Source organism: Flavobacterium procerum (assembly GCF_042431625.1).
GTDB lineage: Bacteria > Bacteroidota > Bacteroidia > Flavobacteriales > Flavobacteriaceae > Flavobacterium > Flavobacterium procerum.
The window spans coordinates 322741-340878 of sequence record NZ_JBHLYW010000007.1; the positions used below are offsets into that span (position 1 = coordinate 322741).

Here is an 18138-nt window from a genome sequence, read left to right on the forward strand (position 1 = left end):
TAGATCTTTCCGCGAAATACTGTTTTAAAAATAAAAGCATTATTTCGCGGCAGATTAAAATTAGTGTTGCTGAAAAAATTCCAACATTGTTTTTAAGGCATCTTTTGCATGCATTTTCTCTCCGTTTTCTAACGATTCCTGTGCTGCTTTTGAGGCTCTTTGCAACATTTTGGTTTCGTAAGATGAAATTGCTTCCTGTAATGATGCAAAGCTTTCAGAGGTTAAAGCTTCGCTTAATTCCAAAGCGTCTAGCATAGCCATATTGGCGCCTTCGCCCGCGAATGGAGGCATTACGTGTGCGGCATCTCCAATTAAGGTTAAATTCGGAATTGTTTCCCAAGTCTGGTCGAGAGGCATGCAGTTAATCGGACGCGGTACAAAAGGAATCGAAGCATTTTCAAAAAGCTCATGCCAAATGTTGCTCCATTCAGGGTATTCATTTTGGAACCAATTCAGTATTTGCTTATTATCGGTATAGTCCAAACCGTTTTCTGAAGTCCAGTTTTTATCGGCTTTAAAGCTTGCATAAAATCCTAAATCACCATTTCCCTTTTGTCCCATCAAAATGTTTTTTGTGTCTCCGAAAGCCATGATTTTACCGCCATTAACCAATGAAGCAATTTGAGGAACTGCTTTTGCAGATTCGTAAATGGTGCCTTCGAGCATTGTTATGCCACTGTAAAAAGCTTTGATATCTGTGACATAAGGCCTGATTTTAGAATTAGCTCCATCTGAGCCAATTACAAGGTCAGCATAAACAGAATTACCATTTTTAAAGTACAACATCCAGCCGTCGTTTTGAGGTTCCATTGAAAGAAAATGACTGTCCCAAACGACTGTTTCAGGCTCTAAAGATTCTAATAATATTTTTCGCAGCGCACCGCGGTCAATTTCTGGACGAAAATGTTCGTCTCCAAAATTTTCATTTTGATTCAGTTCGTGATCGCTGAAGAATATTTCGGCTTGTTCGTTTGTAATTCGTGTTTTATCAGCGCCTGGCAGAAAATTATTTTTGAATTCAGTTAACAAACCAGCTTTGCGAATCGCCGCTAGACCCGATTCGTCATGAAGGTCAAGAGGAGAACCTTGGATTCTTGCGTTTTTATCAAAATCTCTTTCGTAGACTTTAACGTTTGCTTTTTGAAGTTGAAGTAGTTTTGCGAGTGTAAGACCGCCTGGACCACCGCCGATAATGGCAATTTGTTTATTTTGTTGTAACATTTCTTTTTAATTTTGTTCTGTTAGGGCTTTTCAGCCTTTGTTCGGGACAAAATTATTGCTCTTTGAGAACGGATAATAGTATAAATCGGTCACCCTTATTTTTTAATAATTCTTTGGGTACAACTCCAGAAAATTTTTTGATTTCTTTAATGAAATGATTTTGGTCGGTAAAATTCAGTTCAGGAAAAAGCTTTCCTTTTGCAATATGAGGCAAGGAAGCTTTAAAACGAAGGATTTTGCAGAAAGAACTTAACGAAAGCCCAAACTGTTTATTGAAATATCGGTTGATCTGCCTGCCGTTCCAATCTGTTTTCTGAGAAAGTTCGTTTACGGTCATTTCGCCATTGGAGGCATAAACAAGTTCAAACAGACGACGTTTTCTTTCATCGATTTGAATTGGTAAAAGTTCCTTTATTTTTAAGGATGCTTTTTCTTTGAAAGTTTCAAAATCTTTAAAATCTTCTTTCTTGAAATCCCAAAAATTGTCAGGCATTCTTTTAGAAGAATTAAGCAGATCGCCAATTTCGGTTTTCAAGATATATTCAATTCCCAAAGGTGTAAAACTAATTTTGAAGGCGAGGGTATGAGGCGGAATACTTCTTTGCTCTGGAATAGTTTCCAGCCCAATTAAAATAGTATCAAAAGAATCTGACTCAGACTGCATAAAAAACAAGTCAATCCTTCCATCAGGCATAATAACCACTTCTTTTGGCTGATCGGACTGGTTATGAAACATACCGATGTTCTCAACAAAATCTGCTGCAGATTTCTCTGGAAGCGTAAATTGGTAATAGAAATCGTTGTTCATTTTTTTTTGTTTTTTTGCCGCTAAGGCGCTAGGGCACAAAGTTTATTAATTTATAAAATTACTTTACTTCTAATGAATGTAATAAGTTCACCATAATTCTCAAAACAATCCGGACTTATTTTAAGTGTTTTGCCGTCATTAAAAAATAATTCACTTTCAAAATACCCAGAAGTTATTTGTCCAGTCTTACCATACGAACCTTGAACATGATAGTTTTGAATTTCTGTGATGGACGAAAAAAGATAGAATTCAGTTTTTTTTAGAATTATAGAATTTATTGATAAGCCGTTTTCTAAAACAATTATTGTATTTACAGAGCTTAAAAAGAATAGTTGACAAATAACTCCAAATGTAAGAAGTAAAAATCGTACTATAATTATTTCATAAATACCGTAATCATTATTAAACATTGAAAGCGCTATAAAAGAAAATAATACAAAAATGATATTGATTCGAATTAAATATAAAGTTCTAAATTTTGAACGTAATTTCATTGATGTTGAATTAAAACGTAATGTTTCGAGCTTTTAAGACTCCCAGTTTTTTTATTTCTACTAAATCTTCAGCATAAACTCCCATAAACGGAATCGCTTTTTGATCTATAATTCTAAAATAAGCAGCAGGATAGTTTTCCTCAATTTGTTCTGTTGTTAAATCAGAAATGTCAAACCAGACATTTTTATCAAAGCTGATTTTTTTAATAGTAACTGTTTTTTCAGTATTGTGTTCCTGTTTGTAAGGATCTCCAGGTCTGGCCCATTTTCCGTCTTCGGTTTTATAGACATCAAAGTATTGGTATTTTTCATGAAACAGTTTATTGCAATATTCGCTTACAAAAAGCAGAACATGTTCGTACTTACTAAAAGCGGGTATACCATAATGATCAAAAGCCGTAAAACTGATTGTATCTTTTTTGAAATTTCCGTATAAGTTTTTCTCAATTTTATACAATGCTTTATACTTTGCATCCATTACTACCATATCACAGTAATTTGGGTTTTTTTCGTATTTTAAGTCAATTTTGGTTCCTACAAAGGCATAAAATTTAGACGGTTTTTTCTGTTCGCATGAGGTGTACGGCACACACGGCTCTTTTTCGAGCTGTATTTTTATTGCTTTTCTTTTTAAAAGATCTGCGACAGCATATTTTTGATCAAGATACAGGTATGAACTAAAATAAAGAGAATCTGTTGGTTTCACATTTATGCTGAAATGTCCTGTAGAATCGGTATTGACTACAAAATCTTTATTTTTAGTTAATTCACGATAGCCTTCCCAATTTTTTGTTTTGGATGCTTGATTACGAAATTTCGTTAGCGTGTCATTCACATAAATGCCGACATTATTTTGATTGTCTCCTTTGTCAAAAGCATAACCTTCAATTTTTACTTTTTGGCAATAAGAGCTGAAACTGAATAAAAAAAACAGAAAAAAATAGGATTTATAATAGATGATTTTCATGAATTTCATTCCAATTATACTTTAAAAACATCAATTCTTTTCAGCCAAGCAATTTCTGATTCAAAAAACTGGAGTTTGGTTTTGACTACTTTATCACTTTTGTCTCGCGGATTTTTTGTTACAAATCTTGCTGTAGAAGTATTAAAATCTAAGGTGTATTTCTCGTCGAAATCTTCTTTTTTGTCGGCAGAGAAAGTTATTAGATTGTCTTTTGCAATCCATTTTCCCTTTCCATATTTATTGACTTCTTGTGGATTTCCACCTTGTATTTTTGAATAGGAATGAAACACAAATGTTCCGTCTTGATTCAAAGTCAATTTGTATTCAATAATGTGTTTGTCTCCTTCATTTAAAGAGCGGTTGTATTCTCCTGAAAATTGATTTGATTGAGCAAACAAACTCAGGCTTGAAATTAGAAGTAATGTGGTTATAAATTTTTTCATAAAATAATAGTTTTATCGGTTTGATTTCATCGCTTTTACTTTCTTGACTTCTGAATCCTTTAGAAACTTTTGGTATTCGTCGGTTTCCATTCCGAACAAGGCAATTTTTCCTTCGTTATTGCTGTGGATTCCGAAACCGTATGTTTTTGTTAGAGGAGAAGCGCGCAGACAAGTCTGACCTTTTGAGAAAAACTGTTCTCGAGCTTCTTTATATTCGTTTTTGGTTAGATCATTTCGGTCTGCAAATACCTGAAAAAGAATATCGTCTGAAGTGTACTTATACGGATTTTTAGCAATTAAAGCGTACTGCATTTCTGCAACCGTCTTTTTCTCTTTTGATGGCGGTTTTGTGCCACTGTCTGTTTTGGTATCAGCAGCAACTTCTATAAAAGTGTCAAAATAATTGGTAGTATGCGTTTTCATCTTCTCTTTATTTCTTAACTGTTAAACAGAAATTTATTAATCATTCAAATGTAATTATTTTTCTTACAGCATTGTAGTAAATATGAGCTGCTGTTCTGTTTTCTTGAGGATAATTTTTTGATTAGATTTTTTTGCCGCGAATTGAGGAATTTTTCAATTGTAAAACAATTTCGAAATAAGGCTAACTATTAATCATCGCATTCAAATTTTCTTCCTTGTTTCGTAAATCTAATATTTTGAATTTTGACTCTGGATGTATATTAGTTTGTGCTACAGATAAAATGTAAAATGTATATTGTAAAGTGTAATATGTGAAATGTAATATGTGAAATGTAATATGTGAAATGTAATATGTGAAATGTAATATGTGAAATGTAATATGTGAAATAATATGAATAGATATACTATTTAGTTTTCAATATTTCTTCTCTTCATAAGTTTCTCATATGCCTCTTTGCCGTCAAAGCAATTTTTTCCTCGTTTTGTTATAAAATTCTCTTCAAGCCATTGTCTCAGCTGGGTTGTTATTATTTCAAATTGTTCCGATTTATCCTTTACATTTCCCTTGTCAAGATATTGATTGCAAAAGTTTATGTAATATAAAAGACCATAACCCATTATAGAGAATGGAGCAGAAAGTTCTATTATTTCGTCTTTTCTCCAAATTCCGATTTTTAGATGTGTTTCATTATCATTAGATTGTTGTAAGTAGTTTGAGCTTGATGTATCAAGTTCATGAGCAGAAAAATAAAAGTTAAAATAACGATGATTCACAGTAATGATTTGAATTGCTTTCTCAAACGAAACTTTTTCAAATCTCTTTTTGTTCTCTGGATGCTGTGAAAACCAACAGTAAACATTCAGTTTTAGATCTTGAAAAATAAATTGTAAAAACTCATTTATATTTTTTCCGGACCAATAACTTGTTAACTGCTGAAATTTATATTTAATGTTTGGCTTCTCGCAAAAAGTAATCGGATTTTCTATTAATTCTTCGGTTGACGAATAATCAATATCAATATAAATAGGTTTAGAAATTTTATTACAATTTGTACAAATTGTTGTTATTACAATTTCTCTAACATCATTAGTTTCTTGTCTAAAGATATAATCAAATGTCACGTTAAACCATTCGTTTTTGCAACTGCATTTTTTCTTTTTAGGATATTCGTTTTGAATTAAATCGTACCAATAATCAATACTGTCAAGAATAAGATAGTTTTCTTCGTTTTTAGTCGTCAAAAGTCCTACGCCTTCTTCTTTTATCAAACGTACCTGAAATTCTTTTGCTCCGTCTTTTGTCGCTATGTTTTTAGTAATTGCTTGTTCCATAGAAATTTAAGTATTGAAAATAATAAGAATAAATACAAACGTTCCAAGAAAAATAACTCCAATCATATGATTTCGATCACTGTTGTCATTCTTTTTTTGAGTACTCCCAGATGGCGACCAAAAACTCGAAAATGTTCTAAAATCATCATTGTTTGAGAGAGTTGATAAGTTAAAATATAGAAACCGTACCGAAGCTCCCAAAAACTCCAGAATAATTCTTCCCGATATTATTTCTATTAAATCCATTTTGGAATGTTTGTCGCTTAATTATTAAGCATCGGATTCAAATTTTCATCCTTGTTTCGTAAATCTAATCCGCCTTCGTAAACCGATTTTAGATTGGTCAAATAAAAATGCCAGCCGTTTGAACAGCCAAGTCTGATGTATTGTTTAGACGAATCGTCTGTTGGAATATTATAATGACGGAGTTCAACAATCGTATAACCATTTGTTTCGCTCAATTGTATATCAACCAGACAATTTCCTTCAAACGTAAATTGCAAAAAGTCTTTTCCATTGGTCGAAGTAATTTTTCCTTTCATGGCATCATCGTACAAATACCAAAACCATTCATAAGTATTACCTTCCGTAACATTTTGGTCTTTGCCAATTGGTTCTTGATTGGCATTAAAAAAAGAAACTTTTTCGAGAAACCATTTTTCAAGTTCATTCGCCATGGTCCAAGCATTGTAAATGTCGAAGATTTTAGCTTTAACGGCTATTTTTTTGGTGAAGGATGTCCAGTCGAAATTTTCCATTTTTGTCAGATTTTATTTTCTTCAAATTTTCTTTGCAACAAATTGTATAATTCTACAAAATTAGTATCCAGTGTATTGGCTGAAATACTAATTGGCGAACCATACGTTTTATAATTCATTTCTACTGTTTTTCTTTTTAGAATTCCGTTTTGGCGGTTGATGTATTCGTTTGGATTTTTTACTTTAATGATTAAAAACTTCTGGTTCATTACATTGGCAGTAGTAATTCTGATAATATCACTCCACAAAATAAGTCCAGCAGCAACATTGCTTGAGTTGTCGGTAATTCCTTCAGAATTAATTAACAAACCCGGTTTTTTATCGCCTAGTTTTTTGAAGATTGAAAATCCTGCATATCCAAAAAATACAATTGAAGCTATACCACAGGAGAAAATAAATTTTGGATTTCCATAAATAGGATGATCAATTGTTGGAGGAGCTGTTAAGAACCAAATTCCGAGACAGACAAAGAGTATTGAAATGGCTAGTATTAAGTACATTTTTTTCTTGCTTAACGGAATTTCAATTTGGTTTTCTGGAGACATAGGTTAGTTTTTCTAAATATGATAATAATAGGTTTTTTATTTAATTGCCAAATCAGGGATTTTGGTTTACCAATTCGATTATTTCCTTTTCAAATTTTCTTTTTTTTCTGCTAAAGATAGAATTTTTTGATTAGATGTTGGAATCACTTTTAACCAATAGAATTGTTTTTTTTTGTAAGAAAAAAGCGTATCTTGCGAGGAAAAGAATTACAATAATGGTAACAGCCAATTTTTATTTAGTAAATACTGGTTTGATGTGCTTGTTGCACACCTTGTTGTATCTGCATGACGATACTTTCTTAAGAAGCTCAAAAGAGTTTATTCCTTTTGCCCTGTCACAACTCTAGACAGGGAGCACTTTCATTAATCCAGTTTCAATTTATTTAATCTTTCATTTTCAATTCAGGATGAGATAGCACTGAACGCAACGAGACTGTAAAAAATCAGTGAAGAGTTGTATTTCATTATTGATGAAAAATGAAGCACACAAGAAAGTTATGTCACAAAATATTGTTTTAACCACTGGAACCTACGATTTAATTAAAGATCACGTAAGAAGAAAAAAAGTAACACCACAGGAAGAAGAACTTTTGCTGGGGCAATTAAAACATGCCTCTCAAGTATTGAGAAGAGATCTTCCGGAAGACGTTGTTTCTATAAACCGAAAAATTACATACAGAAATCATAGTAATAACGAAGAAAAAACTATTCTTTTGGTTGGTCCAGAAAAATCAAAAGCAAGCAAAAACAAAGTTTCGGTTCTTTCAGATGAAGGAATTGCTATGATTGGATACAAAGAGGGCGACCTTATAGAATGGCCAGCCAAAAAAGGAAATCTGAAATTGGAGATTTTGAAAGTAGAGGTAGAAGCTTAAATATTGTTTTTTTTAGATTTATTAAAAAAGTCCCAAAAGAGTTTTTCTTTTGGGGCTTTTAATTTTTATCTAATTCAACAAGACTCCAATAACTATTATTAAACTTATCGATATTCCCGAATTTTTGTTCCAGTACAAAAAAATTGTTGTCGAATAAATCACTTTTTCGCAGTTCACAATGTATTAGTTTTTTCTGCTCTAAGGAAAGAATGACTATTTGTATCGTTTTATTTTCCTGAATCCAAACTGTTTTAAATTTTTCAAAAGATTCGGCGAGTTTTCTAAAAACACTAATTATTGTATTGCTATTAGTGTTTTCCAGTAAATGAATAAATGCTCCATCTTGTTCTTCTCGTATTAATTTTAAAACATCTTTTCCGCTTTTAGCAATCCCCGAATTACGATGTTTAAATTCGATGTTCATAATACGTTCGTATTTTGAATCTTTTTTTTCGAATATACACATATCATGGGACGCAGACTGACCTTCATTTTCAAGTTTGATTTCATTCCATGTTTTTCCAAATGAAAATTTTCCGGTTGTAGGTGTTTCAATCGAATAATAAAGATTAGGGTATTTTATTTTAAACTCTTCAATAAATAAAAGACGCATTTCCTGTTCAGATATCCGAATCGTTTCTTTTGTACCATCAGTTAATCTCTTCAATGGAAAAATGAGTTGTTCATTTGAATCTCTAATTGCATTTTCTTTTCCAAGAAAAGCAAGGCGGGTTAGTACTTTTTTGCTTAATTCAAGAATATCAATCATAAATTTTAAAAGAGTTTAATTTCCTAATAAAAGCTTATTTATTTCATCTAAAAATATAAAATATAGAGAAGTTAAAATCCATAAAGAGAAAAATAAAATTGAGAGGAATTTATAGGTTCCGGATGATTCTTTTTCGGAATCTCGTCTTCTGTGAAATTCGTTATTAGATTGAGGCCAGTCTTGGTTAGGAAGATTTCTAAAAGAAGATGCTGTTTTTGATTGTAAACTACTTATATATTGAGGTTTTACATTTTCGTTTATAAAGCTCATAAACTCACGTTTGTTTTCATTATGAAATTGTTTTATTTCTTCAATTTTTTTATCCGTATGTATATAGTTTATAGCTTCTTTTATTTTTCTTGAAAATTCTAAATACTTATTTTCAACAATGGTTATTTGTTTTTTTGATTCTTCCAGCTTTATACCATTTTCTTGATGAAGTTTTAGGTTTTGATCGACACTATCTTTAAGTGTTTTGATACTTGCCTTTTTGCTTTCTTCCAGCTCAGCAATTTCTTTTTCAAAATCATTTTGTACAAGCTGTCTCTGCTTCTTTTTTTCTTCTCTTACAATTTGAATCTCATCTTCAAATCTTTCTTCATCTGTTGTTCTGTAAATATTTTTAGAAACCGTAAAATTGGCAATTTCCTGATTGTCCGTAAAAAAGATAGTGTCGAAATTATTCAATAATTCTAACGATTTTTTAAAATTCAGATGTAAGGAGTTGTCATCTATACGAGAATAGACAACCAGATTTGAATTTGATGACCTAAAATCTGAAGGTTCACCAATATTCTTAAGATTAAAACTGAGTTTATCAAAATCTGCAGGAAGATCAACAATAAAATCATCAGAATGATTGACCATTATGGTTTTGTCGTCGATGTTTTTACGGACAAGTATTTCATGAAATTGGTTTAATTTGGTAATTGTCAGATTTTCTTCGGCAATTTCATTGGTAAATAGAATAGAGGCACCAATAAAAGTTCCTCCTCGATCAGAGTTTTTTTCTTTAGCAAATGAATATTTAGAGTAGGCAATGGCGTTAAATCCATTTACTGATTCTTTACGAATAGTATATAAAATACTATTTTCGAATAGTTTTATGGCATTAGTATTAAGGTCGAATGTTTTGATTGATTTAGCAATATTTTGATTTCCTAAAAAAAAGGTTTGCCTAAAACCGTAAGGATTTCCAAATGTGCCAAAAGCCAGCAGATATATGTTTTGTGTCATTAGTTTTAAAAGCTAAATTTTAATCGTTCCCAAAAAGTTCCTTCATAATCCAACGGATAACCTACAATACTTTGATAAAGCCAGTTTGACAAGACCTCTGCAGGAGCCAGATTTAAAAGAGTTATTCTTTCTCCATTGCCATTATTTTCAATACTGCCAATTGTAAAATAGGTTTTGTTGAGCTCATAAGAATTTATTCGGGTATTGGTTCTTGGCAGTCTTTCATTAATAAAATTTTCCAATTCATCTTCGTTAGATACATCTGTTCTTCCGGATTTGTCCCATTTTGAAATAACCAGAATTACATTTATCGATTTCAGGTTTTTCCCCTTTCGTTCAAGCTCATCCAGAAATTCATTTATTAAGGTATCTTCCAAATGTGCATTATCGTAACTGGTAACAATAATAAAGGTTAGCGGAATATTAGCATTCAGATATGCTTCTATGCTGCTGTGGTAAGTACCGCCTCTGCTTATATCTTTATGGTTTTCGCCCGAAGTTTCCAAAAAAGTCAGATTGATTGGTGGTACTTTTTTAGACTTATTATTGGGTTCAAATATTAAATCCAATCTTGTTACCTGATCGCGGGTAGTTCTGTTAGGCAGAATACCTTGTCTGATGTTTTCAAAAAAATCAGCCAGCAAAACCTGAGCTTCTTTTGTATTGGGAGTACCTAGTTTTGGACGTAATACACCTGCCTGAGAGCTCAAATAATATAAAATTGAAGAAAGAATAACCGATTTTCCCGATTCTCCCACACCAAAAAAGAAAATAAAATTACTGTCTTTATTTTTGATTTGATTAGTACTGGCATTGGCTAAAGGAACAAAATCAGATTTTGTGTTATTAGGAGTATCGTATGAAATTGGTTTTAATTTTTCATCGTTAAGACTCAAAGGTTTCAAAGTGTTGTTTTCTTCAGTCATCTTGATTTAGTTTTTAGCAATTAATACTTTTCCGTTTCTTTTACTACCACTGAATATACTCGAATTATTACTGCTGTCTCCATTGCCTGGAGTAGCCAGTAAAACAATAATTACAATAACAAAGTCTAAAAGTATACAGCCCATTAATACTACAAACTGATACATCCCAAAGTTTTTAACAGCGTGGTCAAAGGCAAAACCAATTTTTCCAACATCCTGTGTTTTTGAAATTTCTGGAGTAAATTTAAATTTATCATCACCTAAAACGGCATGGGCGCGGTTTCCTAGTTTATTATATTCAGATAAAGAATCATCAATTAAACCCTGAGAGAGATCATCCTTTTCTTTTTTAGAAAGCAATAGTAAATCCTGAATTTTCTTGTTCCATTTTAAAACTGCATTATTGATATCGGTTTTCAAAGCTTTTTCTTCGTGAGATAAGTCAGAAATCATATTGTCAATCTGTAATCCCATTCTTTCTGCCAGATCATCATAATCATTGCCAACAGGAGTAAGAAAATCTACTTTTTGTCCCGTTAATTTTTCGATGTCTCTTATTAATGACTGAGCTCTGGCACCAATTCCTTTATTTCCAGGATCTTTAATTTGCTCCATCATTTGTTTCTTTTTAATCTCAATATCCTGAGCAGTTTCCTTGTTGTATTTATAGCTCAGTTTTGATTGAACATCGGCTTCCAAATTGTTAAAATGTTCGTTTATATCCCTCAATTGAGTAGTATAAATATCGGTTTTCATAAATCTGGTATAGAGAGCATTAAAATTGGCTATGAAACAAAAGGAAGCTATAAAAACATAAATTCCAACCAGATTTGAAGTTGAATTGCCTTGTACTTTTGCAGATCGTATCATCCATACTAAAAACAGCAATAAAAACGATAAAACTAAAGCGATTATGAAAGAAGCAGGACCAAATATCTGATCCAGTCCCAGCCAGGTTTGGTAGAAACTTACGCTAATTAACAAAACGGCAAGAATAGCCAAAAAGATGTCGGTTACTTGAATTGATTTTTTACTCATTGTTTATAAAATTTAAGATTATATCTGTTTTATTTTGGTTGTTAAAAAATGACTATAAGTTCGTTTTGCAACAAAAGGTGTATGTGAACAAACTCAAATTAATTTCTTATCCAAAACTAATGGCTTTACAATCAGTGGTTTTACGGAAATCCGTAAATAAAACGAAATAAGTACTCTATTTCCTTATTTTGGAAAGGATGAAGAAAAAAAGCGTAAAGGCTTTTTAGGCTTTTACGCTTTTTAAGTTTTTATATTTTAAAGATGGTCAAATTAGTAATTTCTCTGACCAATACAAACGTTTCGTTCGTATGCTATCGATATAAAATCAATTAAATATAGCATTATACCCCAGCAGATTTCCAATAGAAATACCCAAAAAGACCAAACCCACAATTATAAAAAGCACCATCCCGAAACCGTTAAAACTGTTTTTTAGAATAAACCTTTGGGGATTATCGGGACTGTAGATAATTTTAATGGTTTTGTTGATGTTGCCGCTGTAAGTTCGAAACTTGTCAAGGTCTGTTGAGGTATGCAAAAAAGGTTTTCCCGTGATTATTATTCCCGCAGCAATCTGAAACTCAATAACAGGCGTTTTATAACCTTCGCTATCAGATTCGTAAGACAGGATTCTTCCATCAATTTCGATTCCGTTTTTGTTGATTTTATTCAAGAATACGAGAGAATAACAAGCATAACCCAATGCAAATGTTCCGAGAATCAGGAAACAGAGTACGGGTTTAAAAAACATACAGAAAATGAAAGTCACAATCAATATAATCCAATATTTTTTATCAAAATTCAGCATAAATGAATAGTTTGTTTAAGTTAAGAAATCTTTGTTGCTACACGAGTCTCGCACATGAACGAAGATAACTATCAATCTTTATAAATCGCCAATCTTATTTGATTATAATCGTTATTTCTGTCTCCAAATCTAAACAAATAAGCGTTTAGTTCTTGAGTTTCCCATTTTATGTCATCGCGGAAAGTATCATCAGTTTTAATCTTTTCGCTTTCAATATTTTTTAAAGAAGACGGACCAATTTTTTCAGAAACCTTTTTTTCAATGGCAAGAAATATTGATTTGAATTTTCCGTTTTCGACTTCTGTTCTGTTCGAAGCGTTCCATTCATACAAAATAAGTTTTACATCTCCTTCATTGGTGTAGTAATAGGATTTATTTAATTCGATTGCTTTTTCAGTTGGCACTTCAAATTCTCTCGGAATTTCAAAACTATGATTTTTAATATAAGGATAAATTCCTTCGTCAATATCGACAAAATACTTGCGAGTTACATCAATCGAGTTTTGTCTTTTTTCGATTTCAAGGTATTTTTCAATTTTTCCTAAACTAAGTTCAATATCCAGTGTTTTTTCGGCAACATGATTTTCTATTACATTATTTTTTTCATTATTAGTTTTTGCAGTATTACAAGAATAAATAAACAAAGATGCAAGTACTGAAAGCAAAAAAATACGGTATAAAAACTGTTTGTGTTTTGTCATTTTTGACTGTTTTGTATTAACCATTCTGAAGCTATAAATTTATCGCAATTATCTTTCATATCGGGAGACCAGTCAAGAAGTATCGCGGCACCTTCTTTTCTAATTTCATTTTTAATGATATCAACCATTTCGCTTGCATCAGCACCTCCTTGTCCAGCTAGTTCAAAAATAATATATTTGGTAGTAGAAAATGTAGCGTATAATGAAAGTAGTCTTTTAGAATTCCAGTAAAGATCCTCTATTTTGGTTTCCTTATTAATCCATGGAAATTCATAAATTTTCTCGATAAATTTACTTTCTAGATTGGCTTTTTTCTTTAAATAGTTGCCGACTCTAAGTGGGAAAAACAAATTTCTAAATTTTGATTCTCTAAAATAATCCACATAAGTTAGAGACTTTGAGATAATTACATTCTCATTTTTTATTTTTCCAGTAAAAATATCAAGTAATTCGGTTTTAATGTTTTGATAATGAGGTCCATTGTGCAAATAAAGGAAAACCAATTCTCCTTCTCTTAACTCAAATGGCGGTATAAAATACGCATTGGTTCTTATGCCTTTACATTTTATCAATAGTTTTTTCATTCAATTTCAATAAAAAAATTAAAGGTTTTTAAATACATAAGTATCCATTTTTTAGTAAATATATATTTTGAAAGCTTATTTTTAGACGATAAAAGTCAATTTCCATTATTATTTTAAAAACGGTATCCGGTACATTATGATTATAATTAGAAGTGTCGAAATGTAGTTGTAATCTATGTTTCTCATTAAATGAATCACGTAGTTTAACGAGCTTATCTCTTTCCTCAAATTTTAATTTCTCAAAAGATCTTTCATAATCGAGTAAAATTCTTTTTCTTTCTTCAAGGATATTTTTGCCTGTTTTCTCTTTTGCAATGCGAACATCAACTTGTCCATCTGCAGTTGCTGAATACATTTTTAATTCATCTCGACAGTTTACAAGTTGATTGTACATAAGTTTTTCAGCTTCATTATTTTCTTTACAGGATGAAAATAGGACAATAAACAGGAGGATGATTATTTTTTTCAATTCATGAATATTTAAAGTTTCTAAATTGGTTTTGAATGGTTACAGATTTGAGCTTTTGGGATTAACATCTTGTCTGGTATTTATTTTTCAAATTTTCTTTTGTACCAAAACATATTCCAATTATGTCTTATACCGCCCAGTTCCCAGTTAACATCAAATTTGCTGTTTGTGTTTCGATAAGGAGGGTGTGCAATTTTACAATGAAGCATTGGCGAATTGTCTGCAACAACTGATAAAAACTCCGGATCAAGTTCGCTTTTAAGAAAATACCGAATATCAAGTATAGTTCGATTTTTTTCGGCTTTATAAACATATAGATTTATATCGTAAACCGAATCGTAAATTTTTGCCAGATTTGAAATCGCGTCATTGAATTGTTGAGGTGTTTTCTTTTTATTAGCAATGTTTTTGTTATGGCGATGAAGAAAAACATTTTCTCCTGCTGTATCGGTTTCAGAAATATTAGATAAAATAAACACTAAGTTTTTTGAAATTGTATTCCAACAATTTAAGGCTACCAATTCGAGTAATTGGTTTGTTAGATTTTGTATTTCTTGCTCAATGTTGTTTTTCATTTTGGTTATAGAGCTTTTCGGTTTGGTTTTCACGTCTCGAGCTAATATAAAGAAAATATTTTGATACAAACCGATACGATTTCGTTAGCCAAGAATTTTCAACAAATAATGTTAATCGATTTTTTTAATAATTCGATATCTTACTCTATCGAATTCGTCTGTCATTTCGTGTCTTTCGTAAATTTTAATTATCTCAATTTTTCCTTGTTTTACCAAAAAATCTAAATCTTCACTTGAAACATCATTATTTGAAAAACTTAAGAATTTTTGACTTTGAGCAACTACTACAGAATAAACTGTCCACGCCAAGCCCCAAATTTCCCAATAATATTCAAATTCATCACAATTGAGTTCTGCGCATTGTTTTTCTAGTTCAAACCAAATTAGTTTTGTCCTTTCAGCTAGTTCAATATCTGTGTACTTATCTCTAAACATTTTATTTATTAATGAATGTAACGATACCCATTTTATACTAGATTTCTAGTTTTTTGCAAGTAGCTATTATATAAAAACCTTTAGGTCAATTACAGGGTTAAATTTTTAATTTATTTTTTTCTTGTTTTTCAATTTCCACTGCTAGCGCGAGCGTCTCGCTCGTGCATGTATAGTTTTTAAAATTGATTTAGATAGCGTTCACGAGCGAGATGCTCGCGCTAGCGGTGCTTTTTTGTACGAAAATAATATAAAAACTCGTTGGGTGAAATAGAATATAATAGTTTCATTCAAGAATTAAAATCTAATTTTATCTGCAGAAATCCTTTAATCCCGATAGCTATTGGGAGCGTGAAATATTTTTGGGTATTAATTTTTCACGCAGATTTAGACAGATTAAAGCAGATTTATATCTAAGCAGATTGTGATTGAATTGAAAAAAAATAGTTTCAGCCAACGGGTTATAAATAATATAAAAACAGCAGTTTTATTATTTGTTTTGGACATAAATGTGTTTTATTTTTTTGATTGCTGTAATTGAATCGCTCCATAAATTAAATCTTTTTAGATACTAATAATTTGTTTTCATTGAAAGAATAAAATTGTTAAATTCGTTCTTCTGAATAACCATAACCAATTATAAATGAGTATGAAACAAGCGCAAACTATAGATGAGGTAATTTTATTTTTAGATGAAATAATAGAAAAATCAAAGCTCGACCAAAGCAATTTAGGGTTGTTTGCTATTCTATATCGTGAAGTCACGGTAAAAGTGAAAGAAGGTATTTTGGCCGGCTCTTTTCAGAATGGCGAGCGAATGGAAAAGCTGGATGTGACTTTTGCCAATCGGTACTTAAAAGCATATTATGAGTATCAAGCCAAAGAAAAACCATCTGAATGTTGGGGATTTGCCTTTGAACAAGCCGAAAAGTTCTGGCCGATAGTACTCCAGCATCTTCTCCTCGGAATGAATGCGCATATCAACCTTGATTTAGGAATAGCCTCGGCCGAAGTGTGCACCGTAGAAGACATTGCAGATTTAAAACATGATTTCGACCAAATAAACTCCATTCTCAGCAATTTGGTTGCTGGTGTCGAAAAATGCTTAGTTAAAATTTGGCCAACGCTCGCTTGGATATTAAAATGCACAGGAAAAATAGACACACTTTGTATTGATTTTAGCATGGAAACCGCAAGAAACGGCGCCTGGAAATTTGCCAACGAATTTGTAGCCGTTCCCGAAAACGAAAGAGAAGCCTGTACACAGCTAAGAGATAAAAGAATTACAGAAATCGCTCGATTGGTTTCGAACCCAGGATATTTTGTGAGTGCCGTTTTCAAATTCATCCGCTTATTCGAAAGAGGAACTATCGCCGACAAAATAAGGGATATGCAGATTATGGAAGCTAATAATATGGAGTGTGCTGTGGCGTGAAATATATAACAATTTTAGCCCACTGCTAGCGCGAGCGTCTCGCTCGTGTACGTATAGTTTTTAAAATTGATTTAGATAGCGTTCACGAGCGAGACGCTCGCGCTAGCGGGTAAGTTTTTCGAAATCGTATTCCAACAATAGGTATTTACCAGTTCGAGTAAACTGCTTGTCAGGTTTTGTATATCTTGCTCAATGTTGTTTTTCACAAACTATTTCTTCTTAAACTTATATTCCCTTTTATTACTTTTCGGGTTCAAATTAACAAACTCATATTCTTCAAAATCTGCGAAACGGGTTTTAAAAAAATCGCTGGCTTTTTCTAATGACCAGGTTTTAGGATAGTGAAAACCGTCAAATTGTACGTTTTGAAGCTGCAGTTTAAAATCATATCTAAATTCGTCGTCACCCACATAAGTCAAAGCGATTTTTCCGGACCAGTCGATATCAAATTGGTTGGAAGCTGTTGGAGTAATTTGAATACGATGATTGGCGCAGCTGTCGTGTCCTAGCAAATAAATTCCGAAAGCAACATCATCATAATCGTAATCGTCGCCTAGCGGAAAAGTGTCTGCCAGTAAAGCTTCTTTTATAATATCATTAAAAGTGACTTTTTCAGCAGTTGTATTGATTTTAATTCCGTTATCGCCCCAAAAGGTTGAAGATAGGGTACAACGATGAAAATTTTCCCAGACTACTTTAGAATCCCAGTCGCTTGCAGCTTCTTCATCTTCTTCATCTTCTTCGTCATTCAGTTTTGTGTCGTCTTCGGCGTAATAATTTTCGGTTTTTAGATGAAAATCAAACCAAATAGATTCGTCTTCTTCAATTCTGCCGCTCCATTCAAATTCTTCTAAAGCGTGACCGTTTGGATACGGATTTCCTAAAAAATAGATTCTGTTGGGTGTATTCATGTCTTTTTGTTTTTCTAAAGACTAAAGATAGAAACAAAACAGATTCTTACAAATTTTTTTGGAATTGCAATTAACGTTCTGCTCGTTTAATTTGTAAACAAACACGACACTAAGTAGAAACCCCGCTAGCGCGAGCGTCCCGCTCGTGCACGTATAGCTTTTAAAATTGATTTAGATAGCGTTTACGAGCGGGACGCTCGCGCTAGCGGGTAAATTTTTAATTTATTTTTTTCTTTTTTTTCAATTTCCACTGCTAGCGCGAGCGTCTCGCTCGTGCACGTATAGTTTTTAAAATTGATTTAGATAGCGTTCACGAGCGGGACGCTCGCGCTAGCGGGTAAATTTTTAATTTATTTTTTTCTTTTTTTTCAATTTCCACTGCTAGCGC

The 18138-nt window shown here is 32.1% G+C and carries 23 protein-coding genes; 2 read left to right on the forward strand and 21 right to left on the reverse strand.

Annotation, left to right across the window (positions count from 1 at the left end):
* Positions 1 to 60: 60 nt before the first annotated feature.
* From ACFFLS_RS06975 to ACFFLS_RS07020, 10 genes are all read right to left on the reverse strand, one after another.
* On the reverse strand, positions 61 to 1221 hold the full coding sequence (locus tag ACFFLS_RS06975; protein WP_379685814.1) for an FAD-dependent oxidoreductase: 1161 nt from the start codon (positions 1219 to 1221) through the stop codon (positions 61 to 63).
* A gap of 52 nt (positions 1222 to 1273) precedes the next feature.
* A complete protein-coding gene (locus ACFFLS_RS06980; RefSeq protein WP_379685815.1) occupies positions 1274 to 2029 on the reverse strand; it encodes a DUF6597 domain-containing transcriptional factor in 756 nt (251 codons plus the stop codon).
* A 50-nt stretch (positions 2030 to 2079) separates the two neighbouring features.
* The gene (locus ACFFLS_RS06985; RefSeq protein ID WP_379685816.1) at positions 2080 to 2523 is read right to left on the reverse strand and encodes a hypothetical protein; all 444 of its coding nucleotides are present in this window, start codon (positions 2521 to 2523) and stop codon (positions 2080 to 2082) included.
* Positions 2524 to 2533: 10 nt separating this feature from the next.
* A complete protein-coding gene (locus ACFFLS_RS06990; protein ID WP_379689255.1) occupies positions 2534 to 3499 on the reverse strand; it encodes a hypothetical protein in 966 nt (321 codons plus the stop codon).
* Between the two features lie 5 nt (positions 3500 to 3504).
* Complete coding sequence (locus ACFFLS_RS06995; protein ID WP_379685818.1) at positions 3505 to 3933, reverse strand: copper resistance protein NlpE N-terminal domain-containing protein; 429 nt, start codon at positions 3931 to 3933, stop codon at positions 3505 to 3507.
* Between the two features lie 12 nt (positions 3934 to 3945).
* Positions 3946 to 4356: a DUF6157 family protein gene (locus tag ACFFLS_RS07000; RefSeq protein ID WP_379685819.1), complete on the reverse strand. Its 411-nt coding sequence runs from the start codon at positions 4354 to 4356 to the stop codon at positions 3946 to 3948.
* A gap of 408 nt (positions 4357 to 4764) precedes the next feature.
* On the reverse strand, positions 4765 to 5688 hold the full coding sequence (locus ACFFLS_RS07005; RefSeq protein WP_379685820.1) for a hypothetical protein: 924 nt from the start codon (positions 5686 to 5688) through the stop codon (positions 4765 to 4767).
* A 6-nt stretch (positions 5689 to 5694) separates the two neighbouring features.
* Entirely contained in the window at positions 5695 to 5934 is a 240-nt protein-coding gene (locus ACFFLS_RS07010; protein ID WP_379685821.1) for a hypothetical protein, read from the reverse strand.
* A 17-nt stretch (positions 5935 to 5951) separates the two neighbouring features.
* Positions 5952 to 6446 carry an SRPBCC family protein gene (locus ACFFLS_RS07015; protein ID WP_379685822.1) on the reverse strand — a complete coding sequence of 165 codons (495 nt, stop codon included), beginning with the start codon at positions 6444 to 6446 and terminating at the stop codon, positions 5952 to 5954.
* Between the two features lie 5 nt (positions 6447 to 6451).
* A complete protein-coding gene (locus tag ACFFLS_RS07020; protein WP_379685823.1) occupies positions 6452 to 6991 on the reverse strand; it encodes an STM3941 family protein in 540 nt (179 codons plus the stop codon).
* A gap of 497 nt (positions 6992 to 7488) precedes the next feature.
* On the opposite strand from ACFFLS_RS07020, the gene ACFFLS_RS07025 reads away from it, so the two are divergent.
* Positions 7489 to 7866, forward strand: coding sequence for a GreA/GreB family elongation factor (locus tag ACFFLS_RS07025; protein ID WP_379685824.1), 378 nt, complete (start codon positions 7489 to 7491; stop codon positions 7864 to 7866).
* Between the two features lie 58 nt (positions 7867 to 7924).
* On the opposite strand, the gene ACFFLS_RS07030 is transcribed toward ACFFLS_RS07025, so the two are convergent.
* The 10 genes from ACFFLS_RS07030 to ACFFLS_RS07075 all read right to left on the reverse strand — a co-directional run bounded on the left by ACFFLS_RS07030 (position 7925) and on the right by ACFFLS_RS07075 (position 15407).
* Positions 7925 to 8635, reverse strand: coding sequence for a hypothetical protein (locus ACFFLS_RS07030; protein ID WP_379685825.1), 711 nt, complete (start codon positions 8633 to 8635; stop codon positions 7925 to 7927).
* Between the two features lie 15 nt (positions 8636 to 8650).
* Positions 8651 to 9871 carry a hypothetical protein gene (locus ACFFLS_RS07035; protein WP_379685826.1) on the reverse strand — a complete coding sequence of 407 codons (1221 nt, stop codon included), beginning with the start codon at positions 9869 to 9871 and terminating at the stop codon, positions 8651 to 8653.
* 5 nt (positions 9872 to 9876) lie between these two features.
* Positions 9877 to 10797, reverse strand: a complete 921-nt coding sequence (locus tag ACFFLS_RS07040) for a hypothetical protein (protein ID WP_379685827.1) — start codon at positions 10795 to 10797, stop codon at positions 9877 to 9879.
* A 6-nt stretch (positions 10798 to 10803) separates the two neighbouring features.
* The gene (locus ACFFLS_RS07045) at positions 10804 to 11835 is read right to left on the reverse strand and encodes a hypothetical protein (protein ID WP_379685828.1); all 1032 of its coding nucleotides are present in this window, start codon (positions 11833 to 11835) and stop codon (positions 10804 to 10806) included.
* 325 nt (positions 11836 to 12160) lie between these two features.
* Positions 12161 to 12643 (reverse strand): DUF3592 domain-containing protein, encoded by a 483-nt coding sequence (locus ACFFLS_RS07050; RefSeq protein ID WP_379685829.1) that lies wholly within the window; start codon positions 12641 to 12643, stop codon positions 12161 to 12163.
* A gap of 71 nt (positions 12644 to 12714) precedes the next feature.
* Complete coding sequence (locus tag ACFFLS_RS07055; protein ID WP_379685830.1) at positions 12715 to 13344, reverse strand: hypothetical protein; 630 nt, start codon at positions 13342 to 13344, stop codon at positions 12715 to 12717.
* Entirely contained in the window at positions 13341 to 13928 is a 588-nt protein-coding gene (locus tag ACFFLS_RS07060; protein WP_379685831.1) for a hypothetical protein, read from the reverse strand. Before ACFFLS_RS07060 ends, ACFFLS_RS07055 begins: the two co-directional genes overlap by 4 nt.
* Before the next feature lie 28 nt (positions 13929 to 13956).
* Entirely contained in the window at positions 13957 to 14397 is a 441-nt protein-coding gene (locus tag ACFFLS_RS07065; protein ID WP_379685832.1) for a hypothetical protein, read from the reverse strand.
* Between the two features lie 80 nt (positions 14398 to 14477).
* The gene (locus ACFFLS_RS07070) at positions 14478 to 14972 is read right to left on the reverse strand and encodes a hypothetical protein (RefSeq protein ID WP_379685833.1); all 495 of its coding nucleotides are present in this window, start codon (positions 14970 to 14972) and stop codon (positions 14478 to 14480) included.
* Positions 14973 to 15083: 111 nt separating this feature from the next.
* Entirely contained in the window at positions 15084 to 15407 is a 324-nt protein-coding gene (locus ACFFLS_RS07075) for a hypothetical protein (RefSeq protein ID WP_379685834.1), read from the reverse strand.
* Between the two features lie 640 nt (positions 15408 to 16047).
* Between ACFFLS_RS07075 and ACFFLS_RS07080 the strand changes: the two genes are divergently transcribed.
* The gene (locus ACFFLS_RS07080) at positions 16048 to 16839 is read left to right on the forward strand and encodes a DUF5995 family protein (protein WP_379685835.1); all 792 of its coding nucleotides are present in this window, start codon (positions 16048 to 16050) and stop codon (positions 16837 to 16839) included.
* A gap of 209 nt (positions 16840 to 17048) precedes the next feature.
* Here the strand turns inward: ACFFLS_RS07080 and ACFFLS_RS07085 are convergent, their stop codons facing one another.
* On the reverse strand, positions 17049 to 17750 hold the full coding sequence (locus ACFFLS_RS07085) for a hypothetical protein (RefSeq protein WP_379685836.1): 702 nt from the start codon (positions 17748 to 17750) through the stop codon (positions 17049 to 17051).
* Between the last annotated feature and the right edge of the window lie 388 nt (positions 17751 to 18138).